The sequence below is a fragment of the Lactiplantibacillus fabifermentans DSM 21115 genome, assembly GCF_000498955.2.
GTDB lineage: Bacteria > Bacillota > Bacilli > Lactobacillales > Lactobacillaceae > Lactiplantibacillus > Lactiplantibacillus fabifermentans.
This window is the reverse complement of sequence record NZ_AYGX02000134.1, coordinates 1-20989: the sequence shown is the minus strand read 5'-3', so window position 1 is coordinate 20989 and position 20989 is coordinate 1. Positions and strand designations below refer to the sequence as shown.

The 20989-nt window shown below is 43.3% G+C and carries 16 protein-coding genes; 10 read left to right on the top strand and 6 right to left on the bottom strand.

All coding sequences use genetic code 11. The features are described 5' to 3' along the window. Positions 1 to 49 precede the first annotated feature (49 nt). Both DY78_RS11300 and DY78_RS11295 read left to right on the top strand, forming a co-directional pair. The gene (locus DY78_RS11300; RefSeq protein ID WP_029779126.1) at positions 50 to 622 is read left to right on the top strand and encodes a sugar O-acetyltransferase; all 573 of its coding nucleotides are present in this window, start codon (positions 50 to 52) and stop codon (positions 620 to 622) included. A gap of 10 nt (positions 623 to 632) precedes the next feature. Then, positions 633 to 1661: an aldose epimerase family protein gene (locus tag DY78_RS11295; RefSeq protein WP_024625913.1), complete on the top strand. Its 1029-nt coding sequence runs from the start codon at positions 633 to 635 to the stop codon at positions 1659 to 1661. 81 nt (positions 1662 to 1742) lie between these two features. On the opposite strand, the gene DY78_RS11290 is transcribed toward DY78_RS11295, so the two are convergent. Next, the gene (locus tag DY78_RS11290) at positions 1743 to 2861 is read right to left on the bottom strand and encodes an ABC transporter ATP-binding protein (RefSeq protein WP_024625912.1); all 1119 of its coding nucleotides are present in this window, start codon (positions 2859 to 2861) and stop codon (positions 1743 to 1745) included. A gap of 153 nt (positions 2862 to 3014) precedes the next feature. Between DY78_RS11290 and DY78_RS11285 the strand changes: the two genes are divergently transcribed. The 4 genes from DY78_RS11285 (at position 3015) to DY78_RS11270 (ending at position 7088) form a co-directional block, all read left to right on the top strand. Then, complete coding sequence (locus tag DY78_RS11285) at positions 3015 to 3896, top strand: helix-turn-helix domain-containing protein (protein WP_024625911.1); 882 nt, start codon at positions 3015 to 3017, stop codon at positions 3894 to 3896. Between the two features lie 140 nt (positions 3897 to 4036). Next, complete coding sequence (locus DY78_RS11280; protein ID WP_081754438.1) at positions 4037 to 5353, top strand: ABC transporter substrate-binding protein; 1317 nt, start codon at positions 4037 to 4039, stop codon at positions 5351 to 5353. 45 nt (positions 5354 to 5398) lie between these two features. Beyond that, positions 5399 to 6274 carry a carbohydrate ABC transporter permease gene (locus DY78_RS11275; RefSeq protein WP_024625909.1) on the top strand — a complete coding sequence of 292 codons (876 nt, stop codon included), beginning with the start codon at positions 5399 to 5401 and terminating at the stop codon, positions 6272 to 6274. Continuing rightward, positions 6267 to 7088, top strand: a complete 822-nt coding sequence (locus tag DY78_RS11270; protein ID WP_024625908.1) for a carbohydrate ABC transporter permease — start codon at positions 6267 to 6269, stop codon at positions 7086 to 7088. The genes DY78_RS11275 and DY78_RS11270 overlap by 8 nt, the downstream gene beginning before the upstream one ends. A 414-nt stretch (positions 7089 to 7502) precedes the next feature. Here the strand turns inward: DY78_RS11270 and DY78_RS11265 are convergent, their stop codons facing one another. The 4 genes from DY78_RS11265 to DY78_RS11250 form a co-directional block, all read right to left on the bottom strand. Continuing rightward, entirely contained in the window at positions 7503 to 8309 is an 807-nt protein-coding gene (locus DY78_RS11265) for an AraC family transcriptional regulator (RefSeq protein ID WP_024625907.1), read from the bottom strand. A gap of 135 nt (positions 8310 to 8444) precedes the next feature. Further along, on the bottom strand, positions 8445 to 9335 hold the full coding sequence (locus DY78_RS11260) for an ROK family protein (protein WP_024625906.1): 891 nt from the start codon (positions 9333 to 9335) through the stop codon (positions 8445 to 8447). Positions 9336 to 9352: 17 nt separating this feature from the next. After that, positions 9353 to 10123 (bottom strand): alpha/beta hydrolase, encoded by a 771-nt coding sequence (locus DY78_RS11255; RefSeq protein WP_024625905.1) that lies wholly within the window; start codon positions 10121 to 10123, stop codon positions 9353 to 9355. A gap of 16 nt (positions 10124 to 10139) precedes the next feature. After that, on the bottom strand, positions 10140 to 11381 hold the full coding sequence (locus DY78_RS11250; protein ID WP_024625904.1) for a PTS sugar transporter subunit IIC: 1242 nt from the start codon (positions 11379 to 11381) through the stop codon (positions 10140 to 10142). Between the two features lie 353 nt (positions 11382 to 11734). Here DY78_RS11250 and yicI point away from each other — a divergent pair, with 353 nt between their 5' ends. From yicI to xylB, 4 genes are all read left to right on the top strand, one after another. Continuing rightward, the gene (gene yicI / locus DY78_RS11245) at positions 11735 to 14023 is read left to right on the top strand and encodes an alpha-xylosidase (RefSeq protein ID WP_024625903.1); all 2289 of its coding nucleotides are present in this window, start codon (positions 11735 to 11737) and stop codon (positions 14021 to 14023) included. A gap of 76 nt (positions 14024 to 14099) precedes the next feature. Beyond that, positions 14100 to 15281, top strand: a complete 1182-nt coding sequence (locus tag DY78_RS11240) for an ROK family protein (RefSeq protein ID WP_235810671.1) — start codon at positions 14100 to 14102, stop codon at positions 15279 to 15281. Positions 15282 to 15474: 193 nt separating this feature from the next. Beyond that, the gene (xylA, locus tag DY78_RS11235) at positions 15475 to 16827 is read left to right on the top strand and encodes a xylose isomerase (protein WP_024625901.1); all 1353 of its coding nucleotides are present in this window, start codon (positions 15475 to 15477) and stop codon (positions 16825 to 16827) included. 77 nt (positions 16828 to 16904) lie between these two features. Further along, positions 16905 to 18410 carry a xylulokinase gene (gene xylB, locus DY78_RS11230; protein WP_024625900.1) on the top strand — a complete coding sequence of 502 codons (1506 nt, stop codon included), beginning with the start codon at positions 16905 to 16907 and terminating at the stop codon, positions 18408 to 18410. A gap of 452 nt (positions 18411 to 18862) precedes the next feature. On the opposite strand, the gene DY78_RS11225 is transcribed toward xylB, so the two are convergent. Next, positions 18863 to 20890, bottom strand: a complete 2028-nt coding sequence (locus DY78_RS11225; RefSeq protein ID WP_024625899.1) for a beta-galactosidase — start codon at positions 20888 to 20890, stop codon at positions 18863 to 18865. Between the last annotated feature and the right edge of the window lie 99 nt (positions 20891 to 20989).

The window sequence follows — 20989 nt, the reverse complement described above, 5'->3', positions numbered from 1 at the left end:
GGGTCTTGGTGATTCTAACCTCTTTTTTATCCTGAAAGGACTGGCGGTCATGATCAAAAGTGAGAAAGCAAAAATGTTAGCGGGGGAACAATTCGACGTGTACGATGCAGAGCTAGTGGCTGAACGAGCGGCGACGCGCCAACAAGTCGAAGCCTTTAATGCCTTAGGAGAAACAGATCCAACTGTGAGTGAACAACTTATTAAACAGTTATTCGGGTCCACCGGCCTAAGTTGCAGTGTCCATCCGACTTTTCGGTGTGACTATGGCTACAACATTCATGTGGGCGAAGATTTTTTTGCCAACTATGATTGTGTGATGTTGGACGTTGCCCCAATTACAATTGGCAAACATTGTTTATTAGGACCGCGGGTTCAAATCTATTCGGTCAACCATCCGCTCGAACCGGCGCAACGTCGCAATGGCGCCCAGGGGATTGGTAAGCCAGTAACTTTAGGCGATGATGTATGGGTTGGCGGCGGTGCAGTTATTTGCCCAGGCGTTACGTTAGGTAATAACGTCGTGGTGGGTGCCGGCAGCGTAGTCGTAGATTCATTTGGTGATAATGTCGTGATTGCTGGAAATCCGGCGCGCGTCGTTAAGACGTTAACGCCGACATTGTGAGAGGTGCAAAATGAAAACAAAAGTTAGTGTTTTTGATCAACTTGGTGAAACAACGGTGATGCGTTATACGTTAATCAATACGCAGCAAACACGGGTCTCCGTGTTAAGCCATGGGGGGATTTTACAAGAGTTCGTCGTCTGTGAACACGGTGTTGAACGCTCCTTAATTTGGAGTTTGCCTAGTATTGCGGATTATCGGCGCATCGGGTTGAGCCTGTGTCAAAGTATCGGTCGGGTGGCAGGGCGTATTGGTGGCGCCGGTTTTACGATTGATGGGCGCCACCATCAAATCGATATGAATGAGCAGCACCATTCGCTACATGGTGGCTACCATGGTTTCAATACCCTCGATTTCAGTGGGGAAGTGGTGAATCATGGCGACCAAGCTAGCGTGATCTTAAAACACCGTATTTTAGCGACCGATGATCATTATCCGGGTAACTTAGACTTGCAGATTAAGTTTACTTTGGATGAAAATAATCGCCTAACAGTCAGTTACACGGGGGCAACGGATGCCCCAACCTTGTTTAATCCGACTTGCCACGTTTATTGGAACGTGACCGATGACCGCACCAGTCTGAAACAGCAATGGTTACAAATCAATGGTGAGCGACGGCTACAAGTCGATCAAGAAAAGGTGCCGACGGGCGAAAAAGTGGCAGTCGACCAAACGGCTTATGATTTCCGCCACCCACAGTGTGTGCAAACCGCACTCGATAATCTGGCGAACACCACGGGTGGTGTTGAATTCGATGATGCCTATGAAGTCACCGCTGCGGCTGATCAACCGGTGGCCATCGTTGGCGATACAAGCGGCCAACGACAAGTTAAAATTTATTCTAAGCGTAATAGCATGGTGATCTATACGGCTGATCCGTTCAATGCCGAAAATGAGGCCGCCCACCGCTATAATGCTTTGGCCACCGAAGCGCAGACCTTACCAGACGCTATCCATCATCCTGGTTTTGGCAAAATCGTGTTGTGGCCCGATGCACCGGTAACACATACGATTAGTTATCAATATGAGTCCTTAAAATAAACTAAATAGCCCGCCAATCACGATTCTAAGGTAATCATGATTGGTGGGCTATTTTTATAAAAGGAGGAGGACTAATTGAAATTATTCGATATTGTTATCAATCGCTAATTCAGTCTTGGGGTCGAAGAAGTGTGCTTTGTTTAAGTCAAAGCCCATGTCCATGTGAGTACCAGGGTTTTCGAAGTCTCGAGCATTAACTTTAGAAACGAATTCAGTGTTACCAACTTTACTATAAAGTTGTGATTCAGCCCCTAATAATTCAGAAACAACGATTTCAGCATGAACGACGTTTTCAGGGAAGGTTTCTAAGAAGGCATTTTCAGTATGAATGTCTTCAGGACGAATGCCTAAGATGAAGTCTTTGTCGTCATAGCCGGCTTCGATTAAGGATTTAAGACGACCTTCTGGAATAGCTAAGCTAAAGCCATCTTTGTCATCAGTAATCTTACCGTCAGTCAAATGAACATTGAAGAAGTTCATAGCGGGTGCGCCAATAAAACCACCGACGAAGACATTAGCTGGTTTGTCATAAACTTCCGCAGGAGTCCCAACTTGTTGGACCTTCCCATCACGCATAACCACGATGCGATCGGCCATCGTCATGGCTTCAGTTTGATCATGAGTAACGTAGATGGTAGTTGTATCGAGTTCTTGGTGTAGCTTAGCAATTTGGGCCCGCATGGAAACCCGTAACTTGGCATCCAAGTTAGATAAAGGTTCATCCATTAAAAAGATTGGTGCATCACGTACGATAGCCCGGCCTAGCGCAACCCGTTGTCGTTGACCACCAGATAAGGCAGCTGGTTTACGTTTTAAGTATTCCGTTAAGCCTAAAATGTCGGCGGCGTGTTTAACACGCTTATCAATGTCTTCTTTGCTCTTCTTTTGAATCTTCAAGCCGAAAGCCATGTTTCCATAGACGGTCATATGTGGGTATAAAGCATAGTTTTGGAAGACCATCGCAATTTCCCGTTCCTTTGGTGGCAATTTATTACATTTCTTACCATTGATGATTAAGTCACCTTTGGAAATGTCTTCCAAACCAGCAATCATTCGTAAGGTGGTTGACTTACCACAGCCAGAAGGCCCAACGAAAACGATGAATTCCTTGTCTTTGATATCTAAATTAAAATCAGTTACAGAATAGTCATTTGCGTTATCGTATTTTTTATAAATATGTTCAAGTTTAACTTCAGCCATTTTATTCACGTCCTCAATATTTAAGTTCAAAATTAATTATAGATTGGAAGCGCATACAAAAATATGCTAATCTTGAACAAAAGAGGTAAAACTATTTTGTCAGTTTGCACAAAAGTATTACTAAAATTTTACTTAGGAAAGGTGTGAATATCGATGGAAATTGGACAAATCAAGGCGATCTTCCCAGCAGCTAAGTATCAAAAAACGCCGATTGATGATGAACGGTACTTAAACTTTCCGTATGGTAATCAATGGTTGGTGTTACCAGCGGCAGAGTTAACTACCCGCGAAATTGAGTTATTACGGCTAGTTGTCGGTGATCAAAGTAACGATAAAACATTGTTAGCTAACGGTCACCGGTGGTTTCGGCGGTTGTTTTTGGGTGAAAAAGCTACTACTAAGGAGACGATAGAAAAGCCGTTACGAATTATTCAAGTGCAAATTATTAATCATGATCCCGCAATTGCACCAACAAAATGGTTGGAAGCTTTTAAATCGATGTTCGAGCAGCCGTTATTAGACGTATTTATGATTAGCCGTGAGCATGCGATTGCAATTGAACAGCAGACTAGTAAAACCTTTGAAAGTGAAGACTTTCTGGGGATTAGCCAGACATTAGACACAGATTTTTCATGCAGTTCTAAGCTCTATGTCGGCCAATATTGGCATGATGATGATGCTTTAGCGGCGGTCTTTACAAAGGAACGAGAGTTGTTTCAGTTTCAAGTGCAGCAAAGTACCGGACGGCGGGTGTTTTCTATCTCAAACAGCATTTTGAAGTATTGCTTTGAACGGCAACTGAGTCAGAATCCTTTGATTGTTAAAAGTAAACACGAGTTGCTCGCTATTCCAGATGCTCAAGCGACGATAACTAACCTATACCAAAATGGGGGCAACGTCAGCATAACCGCGAAGAAACTCTATGTACACCGCAATACATTACAGTACCGCATTCGGAAATTTCAAGAAGCGACCGGCTTTAATTTGAAAAATGTGGATGATTTATTGTTCTGTTATTTGCTGACTTTGGAGTGAAATGACAAGTAAAAAAGGTAAAAACCGAGAAAAGTTATATTTTTACTAAATTATGTGATAGAAATGAGGTTGACGTTCTTTGTAAACGGTTACATAATAAGATTTGTTAAATAAAGAGGTTGTAAAAAAAGGAGGAAACAATGATGAAAAAGTTTACTAAAGCCCTCGTAGGGATGGGTGTAGTGATGGCCAGTGCCACATTATTAACAGCATGTGGTAACTCCAATTCAAGCTCTTCATCAAATTCAGGGACCACGACTGTTACCATTTGGGCCGATGATCCTAATTTCAACGTTCCAGTTATGAAGACGGCGGTTAAGATGTATAACGCCGAACATAAGAGCTCTGGTGTCAAATTCAAGGTTCAAACTGAAGGCGATTACAATACCAAAGTTCAAACAGTTTTATCTGCGGGGAACAAGAAAAATTATCCAAACATTATCAAGATTGAAGATTACGGCGCTAAGAAATTAATTTCTTCATATCAAGATGCTTTCCTAACACAAGATAGCGTTAATTTAAGCAATTTTTCAGCATATAAGAAGAGCGTCGTTTCATACAAGGGTAAGACCTATGGGATGCCATTTGACTCTGGGGTTTCAGCATTATTCTATCGGAAAGATATCTTCAAGAAGTATGGCGTTACTGCTAAAGATTTAGACAATATTACTTGGGATCAATTCATCAAATTAGCTGAAAAAGTTCACAAGGGTAGCGGTAAGAGCATCCTTGGTACTGGTGCTTTAATTGGTGAAGATCCAGACATGGTTCGTCAATTATTACAATCTGCTGGTGCATGGTACTTTGACGACTCTGGTAAATTAGATGTTAACTCAACTGCCTTCAAAGAATCATTGAAGACTGTTAAGAAGTTAAAAGACGATGGTTTAATTACTGGTTACAGCGACTTCAACGCCCGGAACAAAGCCCTCTACAATGGTAACAACTTAGCTGTTATTGAAGGTTCATGGTTCTCAGCTTCTATCAAGGCTGACAAGAAGTCATCTGGCAAATGGGGTATCGCAACCGTTCCACGTTTAAGTGGTGTTAAGGGTGCAACGAACTCAACCAACGAAGGTGGTTCTAGCTGGTATGTCTTAAACACTGGTAACACTAAGGCTGACAATGCTGCTAAGAAATTCTTGAAGACCATGTTTGATGGTAACTCAAGCTTCTACGCTAAAGTATTGAAGAACCAAGCAGCTGTTGCAACTTACAAACCAGCAATGAAGAACAAAGAATGGGATACAACGGATACGTTCTACAATCAAAAAGTTAACCAATACTTCAAGAAGAACATGAATAAGATTCCTGCTGTTTCATATGGTATCCATTCTAGCGAAGTTGAAAACATCTTATCTGGTAACTTAGGTAACTACTACTCAGGTAAGACTAGCTTAAACGCAACTATCAGTAAAATTGAAAGCTCTTACAAGTCACAAGTTGGGAGCAATTAATAATACGGACTTGAAGTAAGCTCGTAGTTTGGGAGGGTAACAAATATGAACGGTGTAAATGAGAAAACCAATCGGATTGGTTGGTGGTTTATTGGCCTTTCAATTGTGGGCTTTGCCGCATTTATGATTTATCCAATTGTTAGTTCAGTAAAATTAGTATTTTCATCACTATCAGGTGATAGCAGTACGTTTGTTGGCTTTGGTAACTTTGTCCGCTTGTTCCATGACACGACATTTTGGAGTTCATTAGGGAATTCATTTCTCTTCTTAATCGTTGAAGTACCAATTATGTTACTATTTGCGATTATCTTAGCGGTTGTTTTGAACTCAAAAACTTTGAAATTACGCGGCTTCTGGCGCTTATTGATTTTCTTACCATGTGTAACGTCATTAGTTTCATACTCTATCTTGTTCAAAATGCTGTTCTCAGCAGATGGTTTGATTAACAAATTCTTGGAAAACATCCATCTGATTTCGGCACCAATTCCATGGTTAACAGATCCGACGATGGCTAAGATTGTTATTATTTTAGCGTTACTCTGGCGGTGGACTGGTTACAATATGATCTTCTTCTTAGCTGGTTTACAAAACGTTTCTGATGAAATTTACGAAGCTGCAGAAATTGATGGGGCTTCTAAAATCCAACAATTTATGCACATTACTTTACCAGCATTGCGGCCAATTATCTTATTTACTGCCGTTCAATCAACTATTAGTACGTTACAATTGTTCGATGAACCAATGAACATTACTAATGGTGGCCCGAACAACTCTTCAACAACAATCGCGATGTACATTTACAATGTTTCATTCAAGTATGTGCCAAACTTTGGCTACGCCGCAGCAATGTCTTACGTTGTAATGTTTATCATCTTAGTTCTCTCTGTAATTCAAATGAAGGTGGCGAATAAGGATGACTAATCGAAAAGTAAACAGTGTTTTGAAATACATTTTCATTCTTATTTGCGCATTCATTAGTGTGTTCCCATTTATCTGGATGTTAATCGAATGTACGAACTCATCGGCTGATATTTTAGCTGGGAAAATGTCGATTGGTAATCAGTTCATGGTTAACTGGCACAACGCCTTTAGCCAGACTAACTTAATCGGTGACTTTTGGAACAGTTTGAAAATCGCGACCGGGGTAACCGTGCTCTCCATTATCGTGGCTTCCTTGGCTGCTTATGGGTTCCAAATCTATCGTTCTCGTGGTAAGAATTGGGTTTACTCGATTTTCATCGCTTCCATGATGATTCCATTCTCAGTTTTGATGATTCCTTTATATCGGATGGTTTCAAAACTTGGTTTGATCAACACGGCTTGGGCGGTTATCTTGCCATCAATTACGTCGGTTTTCTTAGTATTCTTCTTCCATCAAAGTTTGGAGACTTTCCCAATCGATACGATTGAGTCAGCCCGAATCGATGGGGCGCGCGAATTCCGAATCTTCTGGAGTATCGTTTTACCGCAATTACGTTCAACCTTTGCGGCCGCTGCTATCTACTCATTCATGGGTGCTTGGAATAACTATATGTGGCCATTGATTGTCTTACAAAGTGATGATCAAAAGACCTTGCCACTATTGATTTCTGGCTTGTCAGCCAATACGAACTTTTCCATTGATTATGGGGTTATCATGATTTTGATTATTATCTCAACCATTCCAATCTTCTTAATCTTCTTGTTCTTACAAAAGTACTTCGTTCAAGGTATGACTGGTGCGAACAAAGGCTAGGATTGAAAATGGTAGCGCTTTAGGAGATGATGACTGTAACCAACTACATCTTAATTCAATGTACGGAACGCAAAGGCACAGTAATAAGCATGATAATACCTGCATAGGCCCACTCCTAAGTCGGCAGAATCCATGCTTAACAAGACTTTGTAACAGTTAATCTCATAAAGTACGCAAAAGCGGCATTCTTCGGAATGTCGTTTTTGTTATGTTGAAGATGGTAACGCAATCTGTGTTCAAATGAGTGATAGGTGCAATTGGCAGTTTGAATTAACGGACAGGCTTCATCCGAATGCATTAGGTTCCAAGAAACTAGGGTTGTATTTAACCCAAAAACTTTTAAAGATATTCGGGCCAGCTTACTTTGAGGCCTAATAAAAAAGCTCCTCGCCGTGATTGGTGAGGAGCTTTTCCTTAGAAATAAAAGTGCCGGAACTTGCCAGGTGTAATGTGTTCAAACCGCTTGAACACTGAAATGAAATGGCTGTTCGTATTGAAACCGACCATCTTACCGACTTCTTCAACGGAATACTTAGAGTTGTTCAACAAGAGTTCTTTGGCTTTTTGAATCCGATACTGCAGTAAATATTGATGCGGTGAAGTGCCTGCAAACTTGCGAAAGACTTCCAAAATGTATTGTTCACTATAATTAGAAAATTCGGCGAAATCACTGTTATCAAGGTCTTCACCATATTTATCGTGAATCATCTGAATGATTGGTTCGATGACGTTTTGATAAATTGGTTGGTTACGTGGATTAGTAATTAAATGACGTTTTAATAATAGCAAAAATTGATAAACTAATTCCGACGAACGGTATACTTGCAACGGATTCGGATCTTCGATTTCGAGGTGATGGTTCTTGATGAAATCAAAGATCTGTTGATCTTGTTCCTTCACTAATAAATAGTCGTGGAAGCCGAGCATCGCAGTGGTTTCAGAAATTAAGGCGCCACCAAACGTGAAAAACTCGGTCTGCCAATCACCACTAATGGAGTGGTAAGCATGCGGAATCCCTTGATGAATTAAGATGCCTTGACCTTCTTCCAATAGGAAAGTCTGATCACCCACGGTAATCTCGCCGGCCCCTGATAAGCTCTGGAGCCAGTGGACGTACGGATAACCATGGGGGCGATTAATATCTTCTTGGTGCCAATCGTAACCGATGCTGTCGACGTAAAACGGCAATGAGCGATCGTTGACCCTAAAACTATAGCGCATAATTATTACCCCAAACTCTAATAATGACGGTGCTGATTTATTAATAATAATAACATTCACAGATAGAATTATTAACACACGCAGTGACTTGTTATAAAAAAATCAGCGGTTAAGGCGCGCTGATTTTTTTGTGAACTATTTGACTAAATCTGCATAACTATTCATGAAATCGACCGCGGCACCACGTAAGTTAGCGCCATCCGTATATTGACAAGCAACGACATCGGGATCGAATGGGGCGATTTCCACGATATCACGAATCTTCTTAATTTCAGCTAAGACGCCTGGAATTAACTTTGGATTATTGGAAACGGCGCCGCCTAAAATGATTTTTTCGGGATCAAAGCTGTATTGTAAGTTGTAAATGGCTTTAGCCAATGCTTGATACATGGTTTGTACCTCAGCTTGGGCGTCAGTGTTGCCTTGTTCCGCTAAGTCAAAGACTGTTTTACCATCATAAGTAGTGCCGTCATTGACACGGGCAGTATAGCGTTTGCCTAAGCGTACCGGTGAGCCGAGTTCGCTTAAGGTTTGATGGTCATCCATCAACATATAGCCGAGTTCGCCACCGAATAAGTGCGCACCATGTTGGACTTGCCGATTCGAAATAATGGCACCACCAATCCCAGTTCCGATAATCATAAAGATCAAGTTGTCGACATCTTTACCAGCGCCATCCGCAACTTCAGCAAGGGCCGCACAGTTCGCGTCGTTTTCAATCGTTACGGGTAGACCGAATTTTTCAACCAGGGCTGTGTGAATATCAAAGTAATGAATGTAAGGAATGGCACTGGCGCCTTCGATTTGGCCGGTCGCTTTGTTGACAGCTCCGGGAGAACTGATCCCAACACCGACGATTCGATGGTCGGCCTTCATTTGATCAACGGCGTGGCCGAGTTCGGTGTAGAAGTTTTCAATTGTCGCCGGCGTCTTAATTGCTGGGTACTTTTGAACTTCCGTCCCGGTCCATACTCCTAATTTAATGGTCGTACCGCCAACATCAATTAAACCAATCTTTTTTGTCATGTGAATTAACTCCCTTTTTATTTTAGTAAGCTTTGAAACCAATGCATGATAATCGGTAATTGTTGATCCCAAAAATTGAAATCATGGTTACCGTGACATTCGCTATAAGTGTAATGATCACCGAAAGCTGTTGATAATACCGCTTTCATTTTTTGGTTCATCTGATACAAGAAATCTTCCGTGCCAACCGTTTGAAAAACATTCAACTGGTCCGTCCGCATATGATCGACTAAGTAGGTCAGATCAGCCGGAGTGTCATCGAGGTCCGCTTGCGCGAAGATTGACGACCAATCAGGCACCAAGTCGGGATTATCACGACCAAAGGCGGTAATATCCATTACCCCAGATAAGGCGGCAACTCCGGCAAAGCGGTCAGGATGCGTGAAGGCCCATTTGTAGGCGCCATAGCCGCCCATCGAGGCACCCGCGACAAAGTTTTCCGCAGCATCTAATGAGAGTGGGTAAAAGAAACGCATCCGTTGAGGCAATTCTTCGGTAATAAAATGCCAGTAACGGCCGCCATGGACCATGTCGGTGTAAAAACTCCGTTCCGCGCGGGGCATCACCACGGCAAACCCAGTTTCGCTAGCGTAACGTTCAATGGCAGTATAGCGCAAAAACATCGATTCATCATCGAATAACCCATGGAGCAGCCAAACAACGGGCAGCCGCTTGTCCGGTTGTTCGAGTGGCACGGCATTGCCGGTCTTGCGCTCGGGCAAGATGATATACGCCGTAGTATTCATCTGTAATTCATTCGAATAAAATGTGGTTTGATGTAACGACATCCCAAATCCTCCTTAACTAAGCCGTCTTTAAGGCAGCTGTTTCTTTTAATTGATTTTGATGATCGTAAGCTCTGAAAAATGGCCAATAAATGGCGACGGCAATCACTAATTCAATGAGTTGCCAGACAGCCGCCCGCCAATCGCCCCCCGTGACTAAAAACCCATTTAAAATCGTTGGGGTGGTCCATGGTACTTGGGCGACGACCATCCCGATGAGGTGAGCGTTCATTAAGTAGTAAGTCATGGTTTGCAAAATAACAGGAATTGCGATGAATGGAATCATGAAAGCTGGATTCATCACGACCGGCAAGCCAAAGACGACGGGTTCGCTAATCCCGAAAATAGCTGGCATTAAACCAGCTTTGCCGATTTCTTTAAAACGCTTACTTTTAGCGGTGAGCGCACATAGCGTTAAGGCTAAGATGGCACCGGTCCCGCCGATATTCATCCCGAAGTTCAGAAAGCCGTCGGCCGTTACCCGCGTGGCCGCTTGTCCATGGGTGACATTTAAAGCGTTCACGAGTAGTGACTGCAAGTAAAATGGCGATAATAAGGCGCCAATGACGTTGTTTCCGTGAATTCCTAACATCCATAAGAATAAGGTCAAAATTAGAATCAAAGTAATTCCTAACCAACTATTAAAAATCATAATTAATGGCTTAAAGATGACGTTAACGAGTTGGTTTATCGATATCGGCAGTCCCGCTTGCAGCAACCAGAAGACGAGGATGACGCCTAATGCTGGCAGGACTGACGTAAACGACGTCGGCACGGCGGGCGGTAAGTTATGTTTAGGTTGCAACTTTAAGTTGTGGTTATTCAACCAAGTTAGTAGCTCAATCGCCATCAGTGGCACGATTAAGGCGGTAAAGAAACTCGTTGGCCCTAATTGGCTTACTTGTAAATGGCCGTGTTGATTAAGCAGCGCCAGTAAATAAGCAACGATTCCAGTTGTTGCCCCAACTTGAGGGCTGATCTGATTAATTTTAGTCGTCGCAAAGCTCATGCTGATGGCGACAATTAATGAGAAATAACCTAAAATTAACTCGATTGGTACTTTAAGTTGGGGCCAACTGGCAATGAAATGCTGCCAGCCGGCAAACGGCAGTTGGGTGATAATCACAAATAAGCTCGCAATTAGCATCAGGGGGCCGATATACCGCATGCCCATATCTAAAATTAACAGCGCTTTCAAATTGCTGAATTTAGTTAGTACAGGATCTAATAAAAATTGCATCTTCTTAATAAAGGTTTGCATCGACGAATTCCTCACTTTGACCATACCATATCATAGGGTTACTAGGTTGTAATTAGCCAAAACTAATTAGAAATACGCCATAATGAAACTAATTATAACCGCAAGAAGTCTAATCTGACAATCTTTAATTTTATAAATAAAGAATTATATCACTAAAAATTAATTGGAAAATGTGTAAAAATTGATTGAATTATTAGGGGTGGTGAGTGTACAATGAAAGCGTTAACTTGATTTAGTTGAATTAAACAACCAACTTACCTACTAATCATAGTTAGCGTGACTAAAAAAATCAACTGGTTTCGGCCAGCAAATTTAAAATAAATGATTAAAATTAAGACAAGAAGGTGCGATTAGTGAAATTTACAGATGGTTATTGGCTCAATCGGGAACAGTATGATATTGATTCACCAATGGAAACGTTTGATGCTCATCAAGATGGTAAAACGTTAACCGCGTTTGCCCCATACAAACGAGTATTAACGCGTGGCGACCAATTAAACTTAGGCGCAACGACGATTACGGTGACCTCACCAGTCGAAAATGTGATTGGGGTCAAGCTGGAACATTTCGTGAGTGAAGATCATGGTCCAGCCTTTAAGATTAATAACTTAGATCCGGCGGTTGACGTGCAAGTCGATGACCAACAGGCTTCCTTACAAAGTGGCGATTTAAAAGTAACTTTGCCATTGCGGACGGACTTTTCAATGCAATTTACAGCGAACGGTGAAGTCGTTACCCAGTCTGAAACTAAGGCCCAAGGGACAATTTGGGACCATGACGCCAAAGTAAACTATATGCGTGAACAATTATCGATGGATATCGATGAAAAAATCTACGGCTTAGGTGAACGCTTTGGTAACTTTGTTAAAAATGGCCAAGCTGTTGATACTTGGAACCAAGATTGTGGGACCGGTAGTGAACAAGCATATAAGAATATCCCATTTTATTTAAGCAGTAAAGGTTATGGGGTCTTTGTCGATGAACCGCAACGGGTCTCGTTTGAAGTGGGTTCTGAAAATGTGGATCGCGTGCAATTCAGTACGGAAGGGCAATCGTTACAATATTACGTCATCTACGGCCCAACGCCGAAAGAAGTCTTACACCGTTATACGCAATTAACGGGTGGCATTAACTTACCACCAGCTTGGTCTTTCGGGTTATGGCTCAGTACGTCATTTACGACTGATTACAGTGAAGACACTGTCTTGAAGTTTATCGATGGTATGAAAGAACACCATATTCCATTAGATGTTTTCCATTTTGATTGCTTCTGGCAAAAAGGTTTTGAATGGTGTACGTTAGCTTGGGATAAAGAACAATTCCCTGATCCGGAAGGGTTACTGAAGAAGATTCATGACCGCGGTATCAAAGTTTGTGTCTGGTTGAACCCATATGTTGCTCAAAAATCACCATTATTTGAAGAAGCCCGTCAAAAAGGGTATCTCGTTAAACGCGAGAATGGCGATGTTTGGCAATGGGACCTCTGGCAAGCTGGTAATGGGTTCGTTGACTTTACGAATCCAGATGCCGTTGCTTGGTATCAAGCTAAGTTGAAAGACTTGTTAGCGATGGGGGTCGATTGTTTCAAGACCGACTTCGGTGAACGGATTCCAACTGAAGACGTTAAATTCTTCGATGGGTCTAATCCGGAACAAGAACACAACTACTACACGCTACAATACAATAAAGCTGTTTATGACGCGATTGCTGAAGTTCGTGGCGCCGATGAAGCGGTGGTCTTTGCCCGTTCAGCAACTGCCGGTTCACAATCCTATCCGGTTCACTGGGGTGGCGACTGCTTATCGAACTACAACTCGATGCGTGATACGTTACGTGGCGGCTTGTCATTCTTATCATCAGGATTCGGTTTCTGGAGCCATGATATTGGTGGTTTTGAAGATGGCGACGATCGGCCAACGCCGGATTTATATAAACGTTGGACGCAATTTGGCCTCTTGTCATCACACAGTCGTTACCACGGTAGCAACGTTTACCGGGTGCCGTGGAACTTTGATGATGAAGCCGTCGCTAATACGAAGCGTTATGTTGACTTGAAGTTATCCTTAATGCCATACTTGTATACCCAAGCAGCCCACGGTGCCGCTTATGGGAATCCGCTAATGCGGCCAATGTTTATGGAATTTGGTGATGACCAAAACGTCTATGACAACGGGACCCAATACATGTTTGGGTCACAAATCTTAGTCGCCCCAATCTTTAATGATCGTGGCCAAGCGAACTTCTACCTACCAGGTGGCAAGTGGACAAGCATCCTCGATGGGCAAGTCTACGATGCGCCCGTCAGTGGTCAATGGATCAAGCAACAATTCGATGAATTGAGCTTGCCAGTCTTAGTTCGTGAAAACTCGATTATCGTGCGGAACGAAAACGCTGAACATGCGGATTACGATTACGCGCATGACGTAGATATTCATTTGTATCAATTAACTGAAGGTGAAGTCACGACCAAGGTTGTTGATGTTCATGGAGTCGACGTTGCTACAGTTACGGCTAAACGGGCTGGTCAAAAGATTGAGGTGACGACCACCGGCTTTAGCGGCGATGTAACGGTTTATGTTCATGAAAATGATCAAGTATTAGACACAAAATTAGTAGCTGGTAATGCGACAGTTACTTTATAAAATAACTTGGTAGACGACTTGCAACGACAAGTCGTTTGCCGTACATAGGTATATATTTGATGTAAAAGGTGAGGTTATGAGTATGGTACAGCGCAGTCTTAATCGGGATCAGTTACATGATCTTAATTTAAAGTTGGTTTTACAACAAATCATTAATCATCCCGCAACGTCTCGAATTGAGATTTCGCACGCGTTAGCGCTGCACAAATCAACCATTTCCTCGTTGTATAACACGTTAATGGAACAACAATTATTAACAGAAATCGGGCAAGGGGCGGCCTCCAATGTCGGTGGTCGCAAGCCAACGATGGTGACGATTAATCAAAATTATGGGTATACTGTAACGTTTGATTTAGGCTACCGGCATTTGCATGCGACTGCCAACTATATTGATACAACGATTATGGAGTATCAACGAATTGATGTGGTCAATCAGTCGATTGAAGTGATGATTGAAAAGTGTCATCAATTTCTAGCTCACATTGCAGCTAAAGCGCAGACTGTCAAAGGTTTACTCGGGATTTGCTTCTCCATTCATGGGATTATTAAGGACAATCAAATCACGTATTCGCCATGGATTGATATGCATGATGTTGACTTAGTTAAAATTTTTGAACAATTGTATCAAGTTCCCGTTATCCTTGAAAATGAAGCCAACTTGTCTGCTATTTACGAACGCGATTTCGGTCATGGGGGTCAATACAACAGCTTCATCACGCTCAGTATCCATCGTGGAATCGGGGCGGGGATTATCTTGAATAAACTCCTGACGCGCGGTGAAAGTGGTCGCGGTGGTGAAGTTGGACGTTCGTTGACGTTACTAGGTCCAAACACTGCCGGTCAATCGGTGGAATCGCTTTGTTCAGAAGATGCGATTATCACGCGGATTGAGACGGCTAAACAGTTAGATAAGCTGGATCGTGATCAAGTCATTCAAATGTTTAATGATGGTGACCGCGATACCGAGCGCATCTTACGGCAGTCATGTGGGGTCGTGGCCGGTTTGATCTACAATGTCGTGATGATGCTAGATCCGCAAGCCATTTACTTAAACTCACCATTGATTGAAGGATTACCAGAGTTATTAGCTGAAATTCAAGGTGACTACCAAGATATTGCTAAGTCGAGTTTTCCAATCGAATTGATCCAAGGAACTAAGTTCGCAACTTTGCTAGGTGGGTGCTCGTTGATTACGCATCAAGTACTTGGTTTAGCTGGTTATGAGCTTAAGTTCCAGACTACAGAAACGCCTAAATAATTTAAAACAATAGCGGTCGCTCAGCAACTAATGCAGTTGCTAAGCGACCGTTTTTGGGTTGCGGGATATTTTGGCTGATTAAGCATAACTTTATAAATTTATTTTTAGAAAGCGCTTGCAATAATAAACGGATGTTTTATAATAGATTTTGTAAGTTGGTTGTTGGAACAAACTAACGTGGAGGGATAAAATAATGGCAAATACAAGTTATTGGAAAGACGTCGACAAGATTCAATATGTCGGCCATCAAGATAAGAAATCTGGTTTAGGTTTTCAATATTACAATCCTGATGAAGTGATTGGTGGTAAGAAGATGCGCGATTGGCTCCGGTTCGCGGTAGCTTACTGGCACACCTTTGATCAACGGTTAGTCGACCCATTCGGTGATGGGACGGCGCAACGGCCATACGATCACATCTCTGACCCAATGGACTTGGCCTTAGCTAAAGTCGATGCGGCCTTTGAATTTTATGACAAATTAGGGGTGGACTATCTTTGCTTCCACGACCGCGACTTAGCGCCTGAAGGTGACACGTTACGGGAAACTAATCGCAACTTAGATAAAGTTGTTGATCGCATTGTCGAATACCAAAAGACCACTGGCATGAAAGTGCTTTGGAACACGTCAAACATGTTTACGAACCCTCGTTTCGTTGAAGGGGCCGCAACGTCACCATCTGCGGATATCTTTGCCTACTCCGCTGCCCAATTAAAGCACAGTCTTGAAATTGGGAAACGCGTTGGCGCTGAAAACTATGTCTTCTGGGGTGGTCGTGAAGGTTATGAATCACTTTGGAACACTAACATGAAGGCTGAACAAGAACATGCCGCGAAATTCTTCCATATGGCGAAGGATTACGCGAATGAAATTGGTTTCGATGCTCAAATGTTACTTGAACCAAAGCCAAAAGAACCATCAACCCATCAATATGACTTTGATGCCGCCACAACGATTGCCTTTATGCAAGAATACGGCTTGGACAAAGACTTCAAGTTGAACTTGGAAGGTAACCATGCTAACTTAGCAGGTCATACGTATCAACATGAAATTCGCGTGGCTCGTGAAGCTAACATGCTTGGTTCATTAGATGCTAACCAAGGTGACAAGTTAATCGGCTGGGATATTGATGAATATCCATCAAACTTATACGAAACAACCGCAGCGATGTATGAAGTCGTTGAAAACGGTGGTATCGGCCCTCACGGTGGCTTGAACTTTGATGCTAAACCTCGTCGGACTTCCTTTGCAGCTAATGACTTATTCTACGGTCATATTGTTGGGATGGACAGCTTTGCAGCTGGTCTTCGGGTTGCCATGAAGATGAAAGAAGATGGCTTCTTAGAAACCATCATCAATGACCGTTATGCTTCATACAAGAGCGGCATTGGCGCCGACATCGAAAGTGGTAAGGCGGACTTCAAGTCACTTGAAAAGTATGCGATTGACAAGCCACAATCAGACTGGATTGCAGCGACTTCTTCTGATCATTTAGAAGAAATCAAAGACACGATCAACCACTACATTATTGAAACGCTCAGCAAATAAATATTAACGATACTTTGAATGGAGGGCGGAAATGATCTGCCCTCCATTTTGGTTTCATAAACGAGGATGTGACTAAGATGGATTCAGTAGTATTAGGCGTTGATTTAGGTACGAGTGCGGTCAAAGTACTCGCCGTCGATGCAAGCGGTGCTGTCGTGGCTGAACAGAGTGTCAGTTACGACTTACAACAACCACACCCAGGCTACAGTGAACAACGGCCGGAAGATTGGGTTACCGGCACGACGCAGGCGATTCAGCAATTGATTCGAGTTGATCACTTGGACCCCGCTGCGATTAAAGGTATCAGTTACTCGGGGCAAATGCACGGGTTAGTCTTACTAGACGATGCGGGTCAAGTGCTGCGGCCAGCGATTTTATGGAATGATACGCGGACCACGGCGCAATGTGCTGAAATCAGTGCGGCGATGGGTGATGAATTCACCCAAATTACCGGGAATCGGCCGCTGGAAGGCTTCACATTAACCAAGTTATTATGGGTTAAAGAAAATGAACCTGAAATTTGGCAAAAAGTTGCGACCTTTGTTTTGCCAAAAGACTATGTCCGCTACCGGATGACCGGGCAATTAGCGATGGATTATTCCGACGCGACCGGGACGGTTTTATTAGATGTTAAGACCGGCCAATGGAGTCAACAAATTGCCGAAGCCTTGGAGATTCCGCTGCGGATTTGTCCACCATTAATTAAATCAGTGGATTTTGCGGGCAATATTACGCCGAAATATGCTAAAACAACGGGCTTGCCAATTACGACCAAGATATACGGTGGGGCCGCGGATAACGCGGCTGGTGCCGTTGGAGCTGGTATCTTGTCCAATGACAAAGTCATGGCTAGTATCGGAACATCTGGGGTCGTTTTGAAGTATGAAGACGATCCAACCGTTGACTATCATGGCGTACTACAATTCGAAGATCATGCTTTTCCTGATAAGTACTACTCCATGGGTGTGACGTTAGCAGCCGGGTACTCGTTGAGCTGGTTCAAGCATACCTTTGCCGCCGATGAAGATTTTAGCGCGATGGTGCAAAGTGCCAGCCAATCAACAGTCGGGGCAAATGGCTTGCTCTTTACGCCATATATTGTTGGTGAACGGGCGCCGTATGCGGATGCCAACGTCCGCGGGAGCTTTATTGGGGTCGATGGGACGCACCACCGCTACGACTTTGTTCGCTCGGTCTTGGAAGGGATTATCTTCTCATTCAAAGACCTGATGCAAATTTATCAAGACCATGGCAGCGACTTTAAGACGGTTGTTGCCATTGGTGGCGGTGCTAAGAGTCCGCTGTGGCTACAAATTCAGGCTGATATTTTCAATCATCCCGTTGTTAGCTTGGAAAATGAACAAGGCCCTGGGATGGGGGCTGCGATGATTGCGGCCACTGGCTTAGGCTGGTTTGATTCGATGGAAGCTTGCGCCGATACATTTGTTCATTACGGTAAGGTTTATCAACCAATTGCCGAAAATGTGACAGCTTATGCCGATATTTATCGTATTTATCAAAAAGTTTACGGTCAAACCAAAGATCTCTCCGCCGAATTGTTAGATTATCGGCGTACGCACTAGGTCTTAGCGAACATCGTTTGGTGGTTGCCGCTACCAACTGACCGTAACGCCATTCGCCATGGAGACCGGTCCAAGCCAGAGAAGTGGTCTTGAACCTCGCTTCCGAGCCCATAAACTGGTCTCAAAAGGCGTCCGTAGTGTAAACGGGATACGAACCAATCCCGTTAACGCCAATCGCAGGCGAATTCCGTTATGATCAGCTGGTAGCTAAATTACTTGTTGGCCAAAGATGGTGCAACTGCATTTGTTCTTGTGATTGTTGTGGTTGGCTGCGACTTGTTTGGTGAATAATGTCATTTTATGAAAGTGATGGATTCTAATTGAATGTTCTTCTATAATGGAATGTTATAAATTAATATAGAAAAATGAAACTGGACTCAGCGTGCTTGTTGTCGCTGAGTCCAGTTTTGTTTTTAATTATTGAGTTGTTAGCCGACTGTGCCAAGTTAAAGCTAAATCATTGGTTGTTGGATAATCTTAACCGCATAAGGCGCTAAGGTTAATTCACCAGATTTAACCGGATGGTTTGTTAAAAGATCAGTCGCTTTGGCGCCAGCTTCGTATCGGTAGGTCCGCGCTTGGGCGGTAGTGTTGATTAAGAAGTCGTACTGGTATTTGTCGGAATAGCGATGACTTAATTCAACGCCCGTGGGTTGATCAGCGCTCGTTAAGCCAGCTGCAGTGACTAAGAGGTCGCCTAAATGTTGCATGCCACCTTCGTCTAAGTAAGTCCCGACTAAGAAGCCTTGCCCAGTCCCATAACGATTGGCCGTAACGGCGGGCGTACCATTGTAAAAGCGGTCCGTCTGATAAGTGGCTAATGGTGTTGCCGTGTCTAAATGGAGCAAGTCACAGACAATATTAGCTTTCGTGGTCAAATGGCCATTGAAGTTTACTTCACACGTGCTAACTGGTGGCAAGACATCCCATTCTTCAGCCCATAAGCCGAGTGCTGGTTGGAGGAGCTTGAAGTAGCCGTTTAGGTGAACGTTATCTTCTTCATCAACTAAGCCACTCATGGCGTTAGTGACAAAGTTACCGCCAGTGTGAACATATTCATTGATCTTGGTGGCGGTTTCATTACGGAGTACGAATAACGTTGGCGCGATAACTAAGCGATATTGGCTGAAGTCGTCGTCAACACTGATCATATCTACCGCGATGTTCTTGGAATAGAAGTATTGATAGTAAGCATGGACTTGTTGGACATAATCTAGGCGCACACTTGGGCCTAATGCAAAGTCAATCGCCCAAAAGCTGGCCCAATCAAAAATAATTGCCACGTCAGCTTGTTTCTTACTGGTCAATAAGTCCGCCGGTAAGCCCGCTAATTCTTGGCCAATCTGGGCTGACTCCTTAAAGACGCGGGTTTCGGTCGAATTGACGTGTGAAATGATCGAACCGTGTAAGGATTCACAGCCGTTACGGGATTGCTTCAACTGGAAGACTTGGACCGTATTGGCCCCATGTGCCATAGCTTGATAGCTCAGCATCCGGAATTCGCCGGGGTCTTTGAGCGCATTGTATGGTTGCCAGTTTTGCTGACTCGGGGTTTGTTCCATCAACATGAACGGTGCTTGTTTTAAGCCGTACATCAAGTCGTGATTCATGGCGGTGAATGAAGCGGGAGTATCAAAACTAGGGTAGTTATCCCAAGAAACGACATCCAGTTCTTTAGCCCATTTGAAGTAATCGAGGTCTTTTTGCGTGCCCATAAAGTTAGTCGTAATCGGGGTCTTTTGATCCGTGGCGCGGATGATATCTTTTTCCAGCTTGAAGTTCGCTAAGAGACTATCAGATTGAAAACGACGGTAATCTAAGGATTCGCCACCTAGCATGGCGCCACCATTTTCAAATTCATCGGTATGTTGATCAGGAGGTACGATTTCATCAAAGCTATGGAACGTATGACTCCAAATATTCGTGTCCCAGGCTTGATTTAACGCGGCAATCGTTCCGTAGCGCTTTTGTAGCCAATTACGAAAATCTTGGGCACAATTATCGCAGTAACACTGGCCACCGTACTCGTTTGAAATATGCCAGCAAACGATATTTGAATTGTGGGCGTAGCGTTTGGCGATGGCGGTAACTAAATCTTGTGCCAAGCGTTGAAAGTTAGGGCTGTTTGGGCAAGCATTGTGTCGCTTGCCGAAGCCTTGGCGGATACCATGCGTGTCGACCCGGGTGACATCTGGGTATTGTTTAACCATCCAGGCTGGCAAAGCCGCGGTCGAAGTTGCCATGACGATTTGAAAGTTGTGTTTTTGTAACAAGTTGATAATTTTATCGAGCATCGAAAAGTCATAAGTACCTTCTTGTGGTTCCAGTAACGCCCAAGAAAAAACGTTAATGGTGGCCGAATTCACGTGCGCTTGGGCTAACATTTCCATGTCAGTTTCCCAAGTTGCTTCCGGCCATTGTTCCGGATTATAATCGCCACCAAATAAAATTGGATATGCCTCCCAAAGAGTTTGCTTCATGATGTGTGCCTCCGTTAATCATTGGAAATTTATTTTACATACTAAAATGGTAGATTGCAAATTTAATCCGAATTTTTGGACAAATTGTTCAGCATAACC

Excerpts from the sequence above, each read along its gene's own strand:
- xylB (WP_024625900.1), top strand. The coding sequence starts at position 16,905 with ATGGATTCAGTAGTATTAGGCGTTGATTTAGGTACGAGTGCGGTCAAA.
- DY78_RS11280 (WP_081754438.1), top strand. The coding sequence starts at position 4,037 with ATGATGAAAAAGTTTACTAAAGCCCTCGTAGGGATGGGTGTAGTGATG.
- DY78_RS11285 (WP_024625911.1), top strand. The coding sequence starts at position 3,015 with ATGGAAATTGGACAAATCAAGGCGATCTTCCCAGCAGCTAAGTATCAA.
- DY78_RS11250 (WP_024625904.1), bottom strand. The coding sequence starts at position 11,381 with ATGCAAACCTTTATTAAGAAGATGCAATTTTTATTAGATCCTGTACTA.
- DY78_RS11295 (WP_024625913.1), top strand. The coding sequence starts at position 633 with ATGAAAACAAAAGTTAGTGTTTTTGATCAACTTGGTGAAACAACGGTG.
- DY78_RS11255 (WP_024625905.1), bottom strand. The coding sequence starts at position 10,123 with ATGTCGTTACATCAAACCACATTTTATTCGAATGAATTACAGATGAAT.
- xylA (WP_024625901.1), top strand. The coding sequence starts at position 15,475 with ATGGCAAATACAAGTTATTGGAAAGACGTCGACAAGATTCAATATGTC.
- DY78_RS11260 (WP_024625906.1), bottom strand. The coding sequence starts at position 9,335 with ATGACAAAAAAGATTGGTTTAATTGATGTTGGCGGTACGACCATTAAA.
- DY78_RS11225 (WP_024625899.1), bottom strand. The coding sequence starts at position 20,890 with ATGAAGCAAACTCTTTGGGAGGCATATCCAATTTTATTTGGTGGCGAT.
- DY78_RS11240 (WP_235810671.1), top strand. The coding sequence starts at position 14,100 with ATGAGTATGGTACAGCGCAGTCTTAATCGGGATCAGTTACATGATCTT.
- DY78_RS11300 (WP_029779126.1), top strand. The coding sequence starts at position 50 with ATGATCAAAAGTGAGAAAGCAAAAATGTTAGCGGGGGAACAATTCGAC.
- DY78_RS11275 (WP_024625909.1), top strand. The coding sequence starts at position 5,399 with ATGAACGGTGTAAATGAGAAAACCAATCGGATTGGTTGGTGGTTTATT.
- DY78_RS11290 (WP_024625912.1), bottom strand. The coding sequence starts at position 2,861 with ATGGCTGAAGTTAAACTTGAACATATTTATAAAAAATACGATAACGCA.
- DY78_RS11265 (WP_024625907.1), bottom strand. The coding sequence starts at position 8,309 with ATGCGCTATAGTTTTAGGGTCAACGATCGCTCATTGCCGTTTTACGTC.
- DY78_RS11270 (WP_024625908.1), top strand. The coding sequence starts at position 6,267 with ATGACTAATCGAAAAGTAAACAGTGTTTTGAAATACATTTTCATTCTT.